15 protein-coding genes are annotated in these 15,139 nt (G+C 65.8%); 9 read left to right on the top strand and 6 right to left on the bottom strand.

The window, feature by feature from the left end; genetic code table 11:
• Window positions 1-17: 17 nt before the first annotated feature.
• From KHO18_RS00355 to KHO18_RS00370, 4 genes are all read left to right on the top strand, one after another.
• A complete protein-coding gene (locus KHO18_RS00355; protein ID WP_144202214.1) occupies window positions 18-1,232 on the top strand; it encodes a cation:proton antiporter in 1,215 nt (404 codons plus the stop codon).
• Window position 1,233: 1 nt separating this feature from the next.
• Window positions 1,234-2,145, top strand: coding sequence for a bestrophin family protein (locus KHO18_RS00360; protein WP_211942572.1), 912 nt, complete (start codon window positions 1,234-1,236; stop codon window positions 2,143-2,145).
• A 157-nt stretch (window positions 2,146-2,302) separates the two neighbouring features.
• On the top strand, window positions 2,303-4,441 hold the full coding sequence (locus KHO18_RS00365) for a TonB-dependent receptor family protein (RefSeq protein WP_211942573.1): 2,139 nt from the start codon (window positions 2,303-2,305) through the stop codon (window positions 4,439-4,441).
• A gap of 157 nt (window positions 4,442-4,598) precedes the next feature.
• Window positions 4,599-6,332, top strand: coding sequence for a SulP family inorganic anion transporter (locus KHO18_RS00370; protein WP_211942574.1), 1,734 nt, complete (start codon window positions 4,599-4,601; stop codon window positions 6,330-6,332).
• Between the two features lie 22 nt (window positions 6,333-6,354).
• Here KHO18_RS00370 and KHO18_RS00375 read toward each other — a convergent pair whose 3' ends face one another.
• The gene (locus KHO18_RS00375; protein ID WP_211942575.1) at window positions 6,355-7,827 is read right to left on the bottom strand and encodes an efflux transporter outer membrane subunit; all 1,473 of its coding nucleotides are present in this window, start codon (window positions 7,825-7,827) and stop codon (window positions 6,355-6,357) included.
• Window positions 7,828-7,944: 117 nt separating this feature from the next.
• Here KHO18_RS00375 and KHO18_RS00380 point away from each other — a divergent pair, with 117 nt between their 5' ends.
• The 4 genes from KHO18_RS00380 (at window position 7,945) to KHO18_RS00395 (ending at window position 11,747) form a co-directional block, all read left to right on the top strand.
• The gene (locus KHO18_RS00380; RefSeq protein ID WP_144202204.1) at window positions 7,945-8,433 is read left to right on the top strand and encodes a winged helix-turn-helix transcriptional regulator; all 489 of its coding nucleotides are present in this window, start codon (window positions 7,945-7,947) and stop codon (window positions 8,431-8,433) included.
• Between the two features lie 82 nt (window positions 8,434-8,515).
• On the top strand, window positions 8,516-9,622 hold the full coding sequence (locus KHO18_RS00385; RefSeq protein WP_144202202.1) for an HlyD family secretion protein: 1,107 nt from the start codon (window positions 8,516-8,518) through the stop codon (window positions 9,620-9,622).
• Entirely contained in the window at window positions 9,622-11,226 is a 1,605-nt protein-coding gene (locus KHO18_RS00390; RefSeq protein ID WP_144202200.1) for a DHA2 family efflux MFS transporter permease subunit, read from the top strand. Before KHO18_RS00385 ends, KHO18_RS00390 begins: the two co-directional genes overlap by 1 nt.
• A gap of 266 nt (window positions 11,227-11,492) precedes the next feature.
• Window positions 11,493-11,747 carry a hypothetical protein gene (locus tag KHO18_RS00395; protein WP_144202198.1) on the top strand — a complete coding sequence of 85 codons (255 nt, stop codon included), beginning with the start codon at window positions 11,493-11,495 and terminating at the stop codon, window positions 11,745-11,747.
• Between the two features lie 119 nt (window positions 11,748-11,866).
• On the opposite strand, the gene KHO18_RS00400 is transcribed toward KHO18_RS00395, so the two are convergent.
• Window positions 11,867-12,313 carry a universal stress protein gene (locus KHO18_RS00400; protein WP_144202196.1) on the bottom strand — a complete coding sequence of 149 codons (447 nt, stop codon included), beginning with the start codon at window positions 12,311-12,313 and terminating at the stop codon, window positions 11,867-11,869.
• Between the two features lie 205 nt (window positions 12,314-12,518).
• Here KHO18_RS00400 and KHO18_RS00405 point away from each other — a divergent pair, with 205 nt between their 5' ends.
• Window positions 12,519-12,797: a DUF1488 family protein gene (locus tag KHO18_RS00405; RefSeq protein WP_144202195.1), complete on the top strand. Its 279-nt coding sequence runs from the start codon at window positions 12,519-12,521 to the stop codon at window positions 12,795-12,797.
• A gap of 241 nt (window positions 12,798-13,038) precedes the next feature.
• On the opposite strand, the gene KHO18_RS00410 is transcribed toward KHO18_RS00405, so the two are convergent.
• The 4 genes from KHO18_RS00410 to KHO18_RS00425 are packed head-to-tail and all read right to left on the bottom strand — an operon-like array spanning window position 13,039 to window position 14,951.
• Complete coding sequence (locus KHO18_RS00410) at window positions 13,039-13,293, bottom strand: hypothetical protein (protein ID WP_144202193.1); 255 nt, start codon at window positions 13,291-13,293, stop codon at window positions 13,039-13,041.
• A 2-nt stretch (window positions 13,294-13,295) separates the two neighbouring features.
• Window positions 13,296-13,943 (bottom strand): BON domain-containing protein, encoded by a 648-nt coding sequence (locus tag KHO18_RS00415; protein WP_144202191.1) that lies wholly within the window; start codon window positions 13,941-13,943, stop codon window positions 13,296-13,298.
• Between the two features lie 54 nt (window positions 13,944-13,997).
• Complete coding sequence (locus tag KHO18_RS00420; RefSeq protein ID WP_144202189.1) at window positions 13,998-14,240, bottom strand: hypothetical protein; 243 nt, start codon at window positions 14,238-14,240, stop codon at window positions 13,998-14,000.
• 45 nt (window positions 14,241-14,285) lie between these two features.
• Entirely contained in the window at window positions 14,286-14,951 is a 666-nt protein-coding gene (locus tag KHO18_RS00425) for a SagB/ThcOx family dehydrogenase (protein WP_144202187.1), read from the bottom strand.
• Window positions 14,952-15,139: the final 188 nt, after the last annotated feature.

Below are 15,139 nucleotides of genomic sequence, written 5' to 3' on the forward strand. Positions count from 1 at the left end.
CGCCAACTCGCTCAGCCATGAATCCCACCTCGATCTTCTTCGCCCAGGCCTGTCTGGTCGTCGGCACCCCGCTCCTGCTGTGGCGCGGCTTGCGCATGGGCGGCATCGTGCCGCTCGTGGTCATGCAGATCGTGGGCGGCATTTTGCTCGGGCCGTCGCTGCTCGGGGCCTTCTGGCCGGATAGCTGGCAGGCGCTGTTCGGCGCCACACGGCTGACCGCGCTGACCGGCCTGCAATGGCTGGCGGTGGTGCTGTTCGCTTTCCTGTCCGGCCTGCATATTGGCGGCGGCGAGGCGCGCGGCCTGCGGAAGATCGCGATCAGCGCCGCGTTGGGCTGCGTGCTGGTGCCGTTTGCGCTGGGCGTGGGCGCCGGGTTGGGTCTCGGCCAGTACCGGCCCGGGCTGCTTGGCGACGCCGCCACGCTGTGGCAGTTTGCGATTGCCGTGGGGGTATCGATGGCGGTGACCGCGCTGCCGGTGCTGGGCGCCATCCTGCGGGAAATGGGCTTGAGCGATTCCACGGCCGGCCGGCTTGCGGTGGCCTGCGCGGCGGTCAGCGATGCCGCCATCTGGATCGTGCTCTCGTGCATCCTCGCCAGCACCGGGCAGGCGGCCCAGGCGCCGCTGCGGCTGGTGCTGACTGGCGGTGCATACGTGGCCGCCATGTTCCTGATCGTGCGGCCGCTGCTGGCGGCGGGGCTGCCGCGCCTGCGCGGGACGGATGCGCGGCTGGCGGCGGTGGTGGTGCTGATCTTCGGCTCGGCCTGCGCCTCGGAGATGATCGGCCTGCATTACATCCTGGGCGGATTCCTGGCCGGCGTGGTGCTGCCGCGCGGCGCGGCGGCTGATATCGGCCGGCAGCTGGAGCCCACCACGGTAGTGGTGCTGATGCCGTTCTTCTTCCTGATGACTGGCCTGCGTACGGACCTGACCACGGCCGGCGGCGACGCCCTGGTGGTATTTGCCGTGGCCACCGTCGTGGCCGTGGTGGGCAAGATGGCCGGCACGGCGCTGCCGGCGCGGATGGCTGGCCTGGGGCGGCGCGACGCCTGGACGCTGGGCGCGCTGGCGCAGACCAAGGGGCTGATGGAGGTGGTGGTGCTGGCCATCCTGCTCGAGAATCGCCTGATCGGCGCGGCGGCATTCTCCGGGCTGCTGCTCATGGCTCTCGCCACGACCGTCCTGGCGAAACCGCTGGCGCTGGCGGCGCTGCGGCTGCGCGAGGCGCCCTGAGATGATTACCCGCCCGCCGCTGCACTGGTTCCGGATGCTGTTTGTCCTGCGAGGCTCGGTGCTACCCAAGATCGCCCCGCAGCTCATCACCATCACGCTGTTTGCCGCCCTGATCACCACCTTCCACGGCAGGATTGGCGACTGGAAGGTATCGCTGAACTTCGTGCCGTTCTCGCTGATCGGCCTGACGCTGGCGATCTTCCTCGGTTTTCGCAACAGCACCAGCTACGCGCGATTCTGGGAGGGGCGCACGCTCTGGGGCAGCGTGCTCAATGAAGCGCGCTCGCTGACGAGGCAGGCGCTGACGCTGGGGGCCGACCCGCGCGACGCCCGCCAGTTGGCCTACCGGCTCTGCGCATTCGTGCACGCGCTACGCCATCAGTTGCGGGGCAGCGACGCATGGCCCGACGTGGCGCCGTTCCTCGACCAGGCCGATGCGGCCCGCCTCAAGGCCGCCAGGTTCAAACCCGCCATTGCGCTGCTGATGGCGGGCGAATGGGTGGGCGAGCGGCTCCGCGCCGGCCAACTGGCGCCGCCGCTGGCCCAGTCGATGGAAATGTCGCTCAATCAACTCAGCACGGCACTGGGCGGCTGCGAGCGGCTGGCCGGCACGCCGATCCCCTTCACCTATTCGGTCATCATCCATCGGTGCATCTATCTGTACTGCATGCTGCTGCCGTTCGGCCTCCTGGATTCGATAGGGCTGATGACGCCGGTGATCGTGTGCTTCATCGCCTACACGTTCTTTGCGCTGGAGGCCCTCAGCGCCGAGATCGAGGAGCCGTTCGGCGAGGAACCCAACGACCTGGCTCTGGCCGCCATGTCGTACATGATCGAGTCCACGGTGCTGGAGATGATCGGCGAAGCCCCCAAAAGTGCTGCGCCTGCCCACCGGGATTTCATCCAGACCTGAAGCCTTGCCGCGCCAAAGGCATTGTCGTGCGGCGGCAACACTTTGCCTGGGAAGTCCCCGAATTTCATACCGGTCCCAGACAGAAAGCTCGTACCGATAACCGTTATCATTTACATTCATTGGCTTTGTAAAGTTGTTGATACAAGGGATCAAAGCCATGAAGTCGAGCCGTTGCGGCAAGCTGCCTGCCGCACCCCAGATCGCGCTGTGCGCCACGGCGCTTGCGGTGTCCATCCTGAGTCTGACGCCGGGCATGGCTCGCGCGCAGCAGGCCGAGGGCCAGACCGGGCAAGCCGGACAAAGCGGCAACGACGAGCGGATGCTGGAGACGGTTCAGGTCAGCGGCAACTGGCTCGGCACCGGGCTGCAGAACAGCGTCAAGACCTTCCCGGGCGCCCGCACCGTGGTCAACGAAAAGCAGATCGAGCAGAGCGGCGCGTCCAGCATCGGCGATGTCATGCGTCGCATCCCCGGTGTGCAATCGACCGATAACTCGGGCACCGCCGGCAGCGCGATTTCGCTCAATATTGGTGTGCGCGGCCTGACCGGCCGGTACTCCCCGCGTTCCACCGTGCTGCTCGACGGCATTCCGATGGCGGTGGCGCCCTATGGGCAACCGCAGCTGTCCTTCGCGCCGGTGAGCCTCGGCAATATCGAAACCATCGACGTGGTGCGCAGCGGCGGCGCGGTGCGCTACGGCCCGCAGAACGTGGGCGGCATCATCAACTTCACGACCAAGCCGATTCCCACCGGGCCGGGCATCAGCGGCGACGCGTCGATCCGCCAGAACATCTTTACCGAGGGTGGTGGCAGGAACACCCAGTACGACGCCTTCGTGGGCACCACGCTCGAGAGCGGCCTGGGCCTGGCCTTCCTGTACTCCGGCATGACTGGCCGCGAATGGCGCAAGGGCAGCGACGACAACGTCAACGACGTGGCGCTGAAGTTCGCGTACGACATCACCCCGTCGCAGCAGGTTTACGGCAAGTTCTCGTACTACGACGTGCGCTCGCGTACGCCGGGCGGCCTGTCCGTGGCGCAATACAATGCCGACCCGTTCCAGAACACCCGGCCGAACGACTACTGGAGCGGCAATCGCACCGGCTTCGACCTGGGCTACGTGAACACGATCTCCGCCAACCAGGAGGTCGAGATCCGTACGTTCTTCAACGACAGTTATCGCCAGAGCACGCTGCAGCAGAGCGCCACCCAGATTGCGCACCAGCCGCGCAACTACACCACCTTCGGGATCGAGCCGCGCTACACGCAGCGCGTGTCCCTGGGGCCGACCCAGCATGACATCACCGTCGGCTACCGCTATATCCGCGAGCGCGGCGACGACAACGCGTACAACCAGAGCCTGGTGACGGGCGTGTCGGGCCCGACCACCTCGTTTGACAACGCCACCGATGCCCATGCCGTCTACATCGACGACCGCATCGCCTACGGCAACTGGCGCTTTGTGCCGGGCGTGCGCTTCGAGCACATCGACACCAACCGCCAGCAACGCGGCACCAACACGCAGTTCGAGAGCATCAACAATAAGGCGCTGCCGTCGGTGAACGTCTCGTACCTGGTGAACAATGCGTGGACCGTGTTTGCGGACTACAGCACATCGTTCGGCCCGGTGCAGAACATCCAGCTCAACTCCCAGACGCCTTCCAATCCGCTGCAGCCGGAAGTGGCCCGCACCTTCGAGTTGGGCACGCGCTGGACCGACAGCCGCATCCGTGCCGAGCTGACCGCGTTCAAGATCAAGTTCGACAACCAGATTCAGCAGGTGCCTGGGCTGTCCCCGGCCACGTTCCAGAACATCGGCGCCACCGACCATGATGGCGTGGAATCCGCGATCGACTACACCTTCGACCGCGCCAGCCTGCTCGGCGGCCTGAACCTGTACGCCAACTACACCTACACCCGCGCGATCCAGAAGTCCGGCCCCACGGCCGGCCTGGACGTGCCGTTCTACTCGCGCAATACCGACACCATCGGTGCGCGCTACGACTGGCGTAGCTGGACGTTCAACATCTCCACCACGCACCAGAGCTCGCAGTACGCGGATCTGGCGAACACCGTGGCCGAGTCGGCGGATGGCAGCGTGGGGCGTATTCCGGGCTTCCGCACCTGGAATCTCCAGGCGATGTTCAAGGTGCCGCAGATGAAGCGCACCGACATCACCATCGGACTGAACAACGTGTTCGACAAGCGCTACTACACGCGTACCACGGACAGCAATGCTGGCCGTCTGGTGGGCGCACCGCGCATGGTCTACATTCAGGCACGCGCCGGGTTCTGACCGGCCAACGGGGTGGGGCGGCCGGGGAAGTTTCCCGGCGCCCCATCCCGGCGGGCACGCCGCGCGCTGGGCATGGGCCTAGGACCTATTTCCCTTTGCGGACTTCCGGCCTATGCTGAAGCATCGCGCCGCATGCGGCGTGCCTGCCCACCCCTCCATGGCCAACGCATCTGCCCCGCGTGACGCCCCTTCCTCCCTATGGCGGCGCTGGTTGCCCGGACTGGTAACCCTCGCGGCCTATCAGCCTGCGTGGCTTCCCAGGGATCTTGCTGCCGGACTGGTGCTGACCACGATGCTGGTGCCGGTGGGCATCGCCTATGCCGAGGCATCGGGCGTGCCCGGCGTGTACGGCCTGTACGCGACCATCGTCCCCCTGCTGGCCTATGCGCTGTTCGGTCCGAGCCGGATCCTGGTGCTGGGGCCGGATTCCGCGTTGGCGGCGCCGATCCTCGCCGTCGTCATCACCGCTTCCGCCGGCGATCCCGCGCGCGCCATCGCCACCGCCAGCCTGATGGCCATCGTTTCCGGGTTGTTCTGCATCGTGCTGGGGCTGCTGCGCCTTGGGTTCATCACAGAACTGCTGTCGAAGCCCATCCGCTACGGCTATATGAATGGGATTGCGTTGACCGTACTGGTCAGCCAGTTGCCGAAGCTGTTCGCCATCCCGATCGAGGATGCCGGTCCGCTGCGCGAGTTGTGGGAACTGGCCCGGGCGATTGCCGATGGCCAGACCCACGCGTACAGCCTGGCAGTGGGGGCAGCCAGCCTGGCCGTCATACTGCTGCTCAAGCGTTTCGACCGGGTTCCCGGCATCCTGATCGCCGTGATCCTGGCCACGCTGGCGGTCAGCGTGTTCCATCTGGATACCCTCGGCGTGAAGATCCTGGGCGAGATTCCGCAGGGGCTGCCGGCGTTCGCGGTGCCCTGGCTTAGCGAGGCCGATCTGGTCAAGATCGTGCTCGGCGGCGGCGCCGTGGCGCTGATCGCGTTTGCCGATACCAGCGTGCTGTCGCGCACCTTCGCGGCGCGCTCGCACATGCGCGTGGATCCGAACCAGGAGATGGTGGCGCTCGGCGCCGCCAATCTGGCGGCGGGCTTCTTCCAGGGCTTTCCGATCAGCAGCAGCGCGTCACGCACCCCCGTGGCGGAGGCGGCCGGGGCGCGCACGCAACTGACCGGCGTGGTCGGCGCCATCGCCGTAGCCGCGCTGCTGATGTTCGCCCCCAACCTGCTGCGCTACCTGCCCACCAGCGCCCTGGCCGCCGTGGTCATCGCCGCGGCCATCGGCCTGTTCGAATTCAGGGACTTGCAGCGCATTTTTCGCATCCAGCAATGGGAGTTCTGGCTGTCAATGCTGTGCTTCGCGGGCGTAGCCGTGTTTGGGGCGATTCCCGGCATCTGTCTCGCCGTGGTGGTCGCCGTGATCGAGTTCCTGTGGGACGGCTGGCGGCCGCACTTCGCGGTGCTGGGCCGGGTGCCCGGGCTGCGCGGCTATCACGACATAAAGCGCTATCCGAACGCCGCAAGGATCGACGGACTGGTGCTGTTCCGCTGGGACGCGCCGCTGTTCTTCGCCAATGCCGAGCTGTTCCAGCAACGGCTCACCGAGGCAGTGGCGGACTCGCCCACCCCGGTGCGCCGCGTGGTGGTGGCCGCCGAGCCGGTCACCAGTGTCGATGTCACCTCGGCGGACATGCTGCGCGAATTGGGCCTGGCCCTGGGCGCGGACGGCATTGCGCTGCATTTCGCCGAGATGAAGGACCCCGTCCGCGACAAGCTCAAGCGCTTCGAGCTGACCGAGATCTACAGCCATGATCGCTTTCATCCCACCGTGGGCAGCGCGGTGGATGACTATCTCGATCCGCCGGCTGACCCTGCAGGCGTGGGCTGACGCGGCTGGTGTCGCCCCGTTCTCATTGCATCCACCCCCCGCCCAGCGCACGGAACGTTGCCACGGCTGCGCGGGCGTTGTCGGCGCGTACGCTGGCCTGCTGGTCACGCGCTGCCAATAGCAATCGGTCTTCTTCGAGGACTTCGAACAGGCTGACCGCGCCGCCCTTGTAGGCTTCCTCTGCGGCGCCGCGCGAGCGGGCGTGGGCCGCCACTTCCACCGCCAGTTCCCGGCTTTGCACCTCCAGCTGGGTCAGCGCGATGATCGCGTTCTCCACGTCCTCGGTGGCGCGCAGCATGGACCTGCGATAGTTCGCCAGGGCCTCGGCGTTGGCGCCTTTGGCCTGCGCAACTTCGGCGTCCACCCGGCCGAAATCGAACAGTCTCCAGCGCAGCCCCGCGATGGCGGCGGGCTGGAATGCGGACGCGGTAAACAGCTTGCTGGCGGTCAGGCTCTCGAAACCAAGCAGGGCGGAGATCGACACCTTGGGGTAGTACTCCGCCGTGGCGACGCCGATCTGGGCGCTCGATGCCGCCAGGCGGCGCTCAGCCGCCATCACGTCCGGGCGACGTTGCAGCAGGTTGGCCGGCCCCTGCGCCACGGAGATCTGCGGCACGGTCATGCGCTCGGTGGGCACCGCCAGTTCTGCGCCGTAGGTGCCGGGCTGCGCGCCCATCAACACGTCGAGGCGGTTGAGCTGGGTTTCCAGTTCGATCTGCAGCGGTGGGAGGGTGACGCGGGTCTGTGCGAGCTGCGCTTCTGCCTGAGCCCGTTCGCGCTCGGCGCCGATGCCATCGGCCAGGCGCAGTTGCACCAGTTCCAACAGCCGGGCATTGGTGCGCACCTGCTCCTGTGCAATGGCGATGCGTTGCTGCGCGCCGCGCACGCGGAAGTAGGCATCGGCGGCTTCCGCCACCACCAGCACGCGCACGCCCAAGTGCTCGGCTTCGGCGGCCTGGGCTTCCGCGCTCGCCGCCTCGGCGCCCCGACGCAGGCCGCCGGCCACGTCGATTTCCCAGCTTGCCCCCACGCCCGTGCTGTACAGCGTCTGGTCGCGGTCATAGCCCGGCAGGTTTCTGCCGAGCCGGCCTTGCGGTCCTTCCAGCGACTGGCGCTGTTTGCCCACGCTGGCGGAGAACGCCCCCTGCGGCAGCAACTCGGCGCCGGCCCGGCGCGCGGCGGCGCGGGCCTGATCCACACGGGCGATGGCAGCCGCGAGATCCAGGTTCTGCTCCAGCGCGCGCTGGATGACCCGTGTCAGCGCGGGATCGTTGAAGCCGAGCCACCAACTATCCAGTGACGGTGCCGGTTGGGTGGCTTCTCGGGCGGCCAGTGCTGCGGCATGCGGGTAGACCGCCGGCATATCCGCCGCGGGCGCGTGGTAGTCCGGGCCGGCGGCGCAGGCGGCCAGGGTGGTGACGACACCGGCGGCGATCAGCGTGGACAGAAGGCGCGGGAGACCGGCGCGGGCAGGGTGGGGCGTATGAAGCGGCATTGCGGACACCTTTCGACAGCAACCAGGAACATTGCATCAACTAACTTGCATGATGATAGTGACTAGTCTAGACTAACTTTCAAATTGATAGCAACGTGTATTTCAAGGAGTCCGGAGATGCAGAAAAAGCCGCTTGGGGAGACGCCTTGCCCCATCGCCCGCACGGCCGCCCGGGTCGCCGATAGCTGGAGCGTGCTGATCCTGCGTGAGGCGTTCTACGGCATCACGCGCTTCGATGCGTTCCAGCAGAACCTGGATATCGCCCCGAATATGCTGACCCGCCGCCTGAACTCGCTGGTCGAGGAGGGCATGCTGGAGCGGCGGCAGTACTGCGAACGCCCGCCGCGCTTCGAATACATCCTGACCGAGCGCGGCCGGGATTTCCGCCAGGTGCTGCTGGCGATGCTGGCCTGGGGCAACAAGCATCTCGCGCCCGAAGGCGAAAGCGTGCAACTGGCGGACCGCAAGACCGGCGAGCGTGTGGAGCCCGTGCTGGTTGACGCCGCCAGCGGGCGCCCCGTTACCGGGGCCGATTTCCACGTTGTGCCCGGCCCGGCCGCCACCGAGCGCCTGCGCCAGCGACTGGACCGCTCGGCCGAAGCCTGAGTCGCCCCACCTGATTTGCCCCCCTTTTACCCACACCGCTGCGCAGGCAGCGGGAAATCCCCGCATGCAGAGAGGAAGTGCCATGAGCAGCGATACGCTGACTGAACGGGTCGGAGCCGACTCCATTCCCGCGACGAAATCCAAGGTCAGCGCCAAGCGGTTGCTGGCGACTGGCCTGCTGGTGGCGGCCGGACTCGCCGGGGTGGGCTACGGCTACCACTGGTGGACATCCGCCCGGTTCGTGGAAAGCACCGACGATGCCTACGTCGGTGGCGATATCACCGTGATTGGCGCCAAGGTGGGCGGATATATCGCGGAAGTGGCGGTGACGGACAACCAGTCCGTCCGGGCTGGTGACCTGCTGGTACGCATTGACGACCGCGATTACCGCGCCGCACTCGCCAAGGCCGAGGGCGCCGTGGCGGCCCAGCAGGCGTTGCTCGCCAACCTCGATGCAACCGCGCGCCTCCAGGAGGCCGTGATCGGGCAGGCCAAGGCCGGGATAGCGTCGACCAATGCCGACACCGTGCGGGCCCGCGACGATCAGTTGCGCTACGCGAGCCTCGTGGCCAAGGCCGCCGTTTCCATCCAAAGCTCGCAAAAGGCGGATTCGGACTACAAGCAGGCGCAGGCCAACGGCGAGCGCGCACGTGCCTCGCTGCTCGCCGCGCAGCGTCAGCTGGACGTGATCGGCACACAGAAGCAGCAGGCCCAGGCGGCGCTGGCGCAGGCGATTGCCGAGCGGGACATCGCCAAACTGAACCTGAGCTATACGGCGTTGCGTGCGCCCGTGGACGGCACCGTGGGCAACCGGCGCGCCCGGGTGGGCGCCTTTGCGGGCGCCGGCAGCCAGTTGCTGGCCATCGTGCCGGCGGGCGGGCTGTGGGTGGATGCCAATTTCAAGGAAGGGCAGCTCGCGCACATGCGCCCCGGCATGCCGGTGGAAATCGAGGCCGATGTGCTGCCCGGCCGTGTCTTCCATGGCCACGTGGCAAGCCTGGCGCCTGCCACCGGCGCGCAGTTCAGCGTGTTGCCGCCGGAGAATGCCACCGGCAACTTCACCAAGATCGTCCAGCGCGTGCCGGTGCGGGTGCAGCTGGATGAGCAGGATGCCCGGCTTGGCGTGCTGCGCCCGGGCCTCTCGGTCGTCGCGCAGGTCAATACGCTGCCGCCGAAGCAGGTGCAGTGATGACGGCTGCCGGCCTGACCCGCTCGTCGCGCGCCGTGGCGGACACGCCTCCGGGACAGATGTCCACCGCCGCCAAGGTGCTTGCTTTCGGCACGATGTGCGTGGGCATGTTCATCGCCTTGCTGGACATCCAGATCGTTTCTGCATCGTTGCGCGATATCGGCGGCGCGCTCTCCGCCGGGGCCGATGAGACGGTCTGGGTGCAAACCAGCTACCTGATCGCCGAGATTATCGTCATTCCGCTGTCAGGCTGGCTCTCGCGTGTGATGTCGACGCGCTGGCTGTTTGCCGCCTCCGCGGCAGGCTTCACGGTGACCAGCCTGCTGTGCGGCATGGCGTGGGACATCCAGAGCATGATCGCGTTTCGCGCGCTGCAGGGTTTCCTGGGCGGCTCGATGATCCCGATGGTGTTCACCACGGCCTTCGCATTCTTCAGCGGGCCGCAGCGGGTGATCGCGGCCGCCACGGTCGGCGCGCTGGCCTCGCTGGCGCCCACGCTGGGGCCAACGGTTGGCGGCTGGATCACCGACCATTTCTCGTGGCACTGGCTGTTCTTCATCAACCTCGTGCCCGGCATCTTCGTGACCGTGGCGGTACCGTTGCTGGTCAAGGTCGACCGGCCCAACTGGTCGCTGCTGCGCGGGGCGGATTACCTCGGCATGGGATTGATGGCGGTGTTCCTGGGTTGCCTCGAATACACGCTGGAAGAGGGCCCGCGCTGGGACTGGTTCGGCGACAACGTCATCCTGGCCACCGCCTGGATCTCCGGCCTGGCGGGCGCCGCCTTCATCTGGCGCTCGCTGACCCATGCCAATCCGGTGGTGGACCTGCGCGCGCTCAAGGAGCGCAACTTCGCGCTCGGCTGCTTTTTCTCCTTCGTCACCGGCATCGGCATCTTCGCCACCATCTACCTGACGCCGCTGTTCCTGGGGCGCGTGCGCGGCTTCAGCGCGCTTGATATCGGGCTGGCGGTATTCTCCACGGGTGTGTTCCAGATGGCGTCGATCCCGCTCTATGCCTTCCTGGCCAACCGGGTGGACCTGCGCTGGCTGATGATGTTCGGCCTGGCGATGTTCGGCATCTCGATGTGGTACTTCGCACCTATCACGCACGATTGGGGATCGGCAGAACTGCTGTTGCCCCAGGCGCTGCGCGGCATGGCGCAACAGTTTGCGGTGGCGCCTACGGTTACGCTGACGCTCGGCAGTCTGCCGCCGGAGCGGCTCAGGCTGGCATCGGGGCTGTTCAATCTGATGCGCAACCTGGGCGGCGCTATCGGCATCGCGGCGTGTGCCACGGTGCTCAACGATCGCGGCAATATGCACTTCCTGCGCGAGGCGGAGCATCTCAACATCCGCAATGAAGCCATGGGTAACCTGCTGCAGAGCGTCAGCGAGCGGTTCATGGCAGCCGGCCACGACGCCCTCGATGCACAGACCGCCGCGCTGCGGCAACTATGGGGACTGGCCTGGCGCGAGGCCCAGACGCAAACCTTTGGCGACATCTACCTGTTGATTCTGGTGTGCTTCGGCATTGCCACGGCAATGGTGCCGCTGATGCGCAAGGTGGCCGCACCGAAGGCACCGTCTGCGGATGCGCATTGAGGAAACGGACGTGTTGAGTTGGTGCGGCGATTGGTAGCAGATATGCTCGATCAGCCGCAGGGCGAGGCCACTGTTCGCGCCAACAGGGAGCGGGTGCGTGCTCGCGGATGCTTGATGTAGATCAGGCTGCGGTCCAGCTGCCCCTCTATATTGGCTTGGCAACCGCAGCACTCGCCTATCCCACGGGCCCATTCTCCGGATCTGCCGCAGATGGAATGCCCGTAGCATCGGGATTCATACCTCTCTCATCAACTGGAAGCACGCACATGAAGAAGATCGCTACCCTCATTTTGCTGACGGCTACCATCTCGACGATGGCGTGGGCTCAGCAGGCCAGCCCCGGAAGTTCCGCAACGAATGATCAGTTGGTTCAGATGCGGTTGGAAATTCAATCCGCACGAAAGGAATATGATCGAAAAGTCAAGGAGGCGAAGGGCGTGTTTAATGAGGCGAAGAAGGCCGCTGCGCAGGAACGCGACACCGCGATTTCTGCAGCCCGCACCAAAGGTGGCCAAAGTTAGTGGGAATGGCTTATGGGGCCGTGCCTGGGGGTAGTGCCTGGGAATAGTGCCTTGGCCTGGCGCGTCCTGCGACGCCGCGACGTTCACGAAGTAGAGGGCCTTCCGCGATGGCTCGCTGCCTAAGGGGCGCGCACCAGTAGCACCGGCACCTTCGATTCCCGCACCAGACCCTCTGCCACGCTGCCCATTACCAGGCGCCGCACCCCGCGCCTGCCGTGCGTGCCAAGTACGACCACGTCGGCGTGGGCGCGTTGCGCCGCCGCGTTGATCATCGTGGCAACGTCGCCGAGCCCGAGCAGTTCGTCAAGCAGTTCCGCGCGGCATGTGACATGACCAGCATGAGCCCTCGCCTCGGCCTCGGTCAGCAGCTTGCGTCCGCCCTCAAGCAAGGCGGGGCGCAAGTCTCCCAGATTGCCGTAGCCCATGTCGTACTTGAGATAGCTGTTGTCGATCACGTGAACAATATGCAGGGTCGCATTGCACATTGCCGCGAGGCGCATGGCCTCGTCCAGGGCGAGATTGCCGCAGTCGCTGCCATCGATGGCGACGAGGATGGTCTGATACATGACATGGTCCCCTTGGAAGGACGCCGGTTAAGCGGTACCGGTGTGCGGGTAGATAGACGCCGCTTCAGCATAGGTGCGGGATGCGGCTGCCAGTTGATGCATGTCATGGGGAAGCTAATGGCACTTCATTGACTGGGGTCAACCTGCAAGTCCTGGTGGCCCCTACCTTGGAAAGACCGACACGGCCCTCGGATGGCGGATACCTATGCACAAGATCGAATTTGCCGGCGAAATGCCGGATTACTACCCGACCGGTCCCAGTCTGCAATGCTCAGCAACAGTGGACGGTGTGCCTGCGACATATGAGATTACCGCCGAGGCGCTCGAGGATCATTTTGGCGCCCGCTCATACCTCAGCGAGGATCTGCTGCCGGCATTCATGAGCAACCGCCAAGACATTGAGCGCGTTGCGGGCGCCTTGTTCGAGATGACGGAAGCGCGGCATATCGTGCTGCACAGTGGCCATTTCCGCTTCGCGTTGTAAAGCCGGACAGGGCCTGGAGGTACGCCATGGAGAAGTACTTGCGCTCGTGCCAACAGGCAAAACAGGCAAAACAGGCAAGGCGGGGGCGATGGTGGGCGCTCGCCGCTTGCGCGCTGGTGCCGTTCTGTGCCGGATGTTCCTCGGCGCGCAACCCGCTGCATCCCCCGAGGCCGCGCGCGGTTGCGCTCGCTCCCACGGGCCTCGAGCAAGCGCAGGCGGCGTCTTCCTGGCCCGGCATAACTCAATCGTGGCGCAGGTCGATGCCGAAGCCACCCGCAAGTTCGCAGTCGACGATCCCCGCAGCATAGGCGAACAGCCATGACTCGGCTTGTTCCACGCTCTCGGGTGGGGCGGGCCAGTCAGGCGTAAACCGGATGCCGATGCCGCCTTCCGGGGCGCCAATATGGATACTGCCGCCGGGGTGGCCCGCAGCAATGGCGTCGGGGACAAAGAGTATGATCTGGAACCCCTTGTACGACCGTTTTGCTTCATGCATGGTTACGGCCGCGTCTCGAGTTGGTCAATGACCGCCGAGATGCCCGGGGCCGACCATACGGCGCCGACAGCGGCGCGGCGATCGGCCAGGGAGTCCACGTGCCCGCTCAGCGTGGCCGTGCCGCCCTCGACCTTCACAGTTATATGATGGGCCTCGCGCACGGCATGACGGCGCAACGCCTCTTCGATGCGTTTCTCCACGTCGGGGGACGCTGCCTTCTCGTGCATCCGGATGCTGTTGACCACGCCGATCACACCGCGCAACTGGCTTACCGTGCGTTCCGCCAGGTGCTTCTGGTAGCCCCAATCGACATCGCCCGATAGCGTCACCCACCCGCGCTCGACGCGCACCTTGATGGCATCTGCGGGCAGATGCACGTGCCATTGCAGGGCCTCGCGGGCTGCCTCGGCAACGGCTTCGTCAAGGAGTGCGCCGGGCGGATGTACGTCGAGCTTGATGATGACGGCACGTACGCCAGAGATTCGTTCCACGGCGCGCTCGGCGGCGAGCTTCTCCGAGTAGCTGGATAGGTGTCCGCTCAGTGTGACAATTCCCTTGTGGACCTCCACGCCAATGGACGCCGCGTCTATGGCCGGGTCCCAGTCTAGTTCCTCGGTGACGTCTTTCTGGATCTGATGATCTGATTTCATGCTTTACCCCTGTTGTCGCACCTGGCAATCGTCCGAAGACGCTGTGGAGACTGGCTAGCGGAGTTCGTACTCGCGCATCATCTCTGTCGTAACGGCCTTGATCGTGGGCAGGCACGACGGCCTGACTGCCGGGAAGGCTTCAATAGTCCAATTGCAGCCGCCGTTGGCAGCAGCGTCGACACGCTGCGGCAACGGGATGTCGCAGTCGCGGCAGTCATCGCCAAGGTCGGCGTTCTCCTGCAGGCGGCGCAGGATTTCGTTGCGGATCTCATCCGCACTGCCGAAGTTCCTGATCATGGTTGTGTCTCCTGATTTCTCTCAGTGGCGCTTCGGCCAGGGCGTCTAGGTTGGCGATCGGTGGGGCAGTGCCGGACGTCCGATGGTCTGCGACAGGATCGGCTCCTCGTCCTCGTTAAGCGACATATGCTCTGCCAGCTGACGCCGGTTGATCCAGCCCCGCACTACGGCGCCCAGCCCGGCCGAGGCGCAGTAGAGATAGACGTTCTGAACCATGGCGCCAGCCGCGGCGGCGGCAAAGGTGTCGCGCAGCGTGGGTGGGACATCCTGCATCCGGCCGTGGTTGGCCACGTAGACCAGGTCCAGCGGCGCCATGCCGACGAAATCCTGATAGCCGGTCATGCTGCGCACGTCCGCCGCGCGTTTCAGCGCCAGGCAATGGTGTACTGGGTCGTAGCGGTAGAGGCCGGCGGGCAGCGCTGCGTAGACGTCGATGACGGCCTCGCCGTGCGGCGAGGGGGCGGTACGCCCGCCGCCTTGCGAGCGATTGATCCCTGCTGCGGCCCACAGCAATTCGCTCAGTTGCTGCAACGGCAGCGCCTGCTCGTCGAACTCACGGGTGCTCATGCGCTGCCACAACGCCCCCATCAGCGGCAGACCATTTGTGCGGTCCGGCTGTGGCAGGGCGATTACCCGCCCGGTCGTGCCGGAGGCGGTGCGTGGCAGCAGGCCCCTAATGGGCTGGTAGGGGATAAATTTGAGTTCGTCCATAGGATGCTCACAATGTTCCCAAGAATGCCGCTCCACTTTGGGGAGGCCTCGGTAGGACGAATGTAGGTGTTGCGTCTAGCCGTGGTTTGCGTTGCATCAAGCCAGCTTCACGGGGCGTGCCGGACGGCGGCCAACCGTCACTTGATCCACGTCAATTGAGTCCGGATGCGCTCAAATATGCTAGATGA

This window comes from Cupriavidus campinensis, from assembly GCF_905397395.1.
GTDB classification, from domain to species: Bacteria; Pseudomonadota; Gammaproteobacteria; order Burkholderiales; family Burkholderiaceae; genus Cupriavidus; species Cupriavidus campinensis.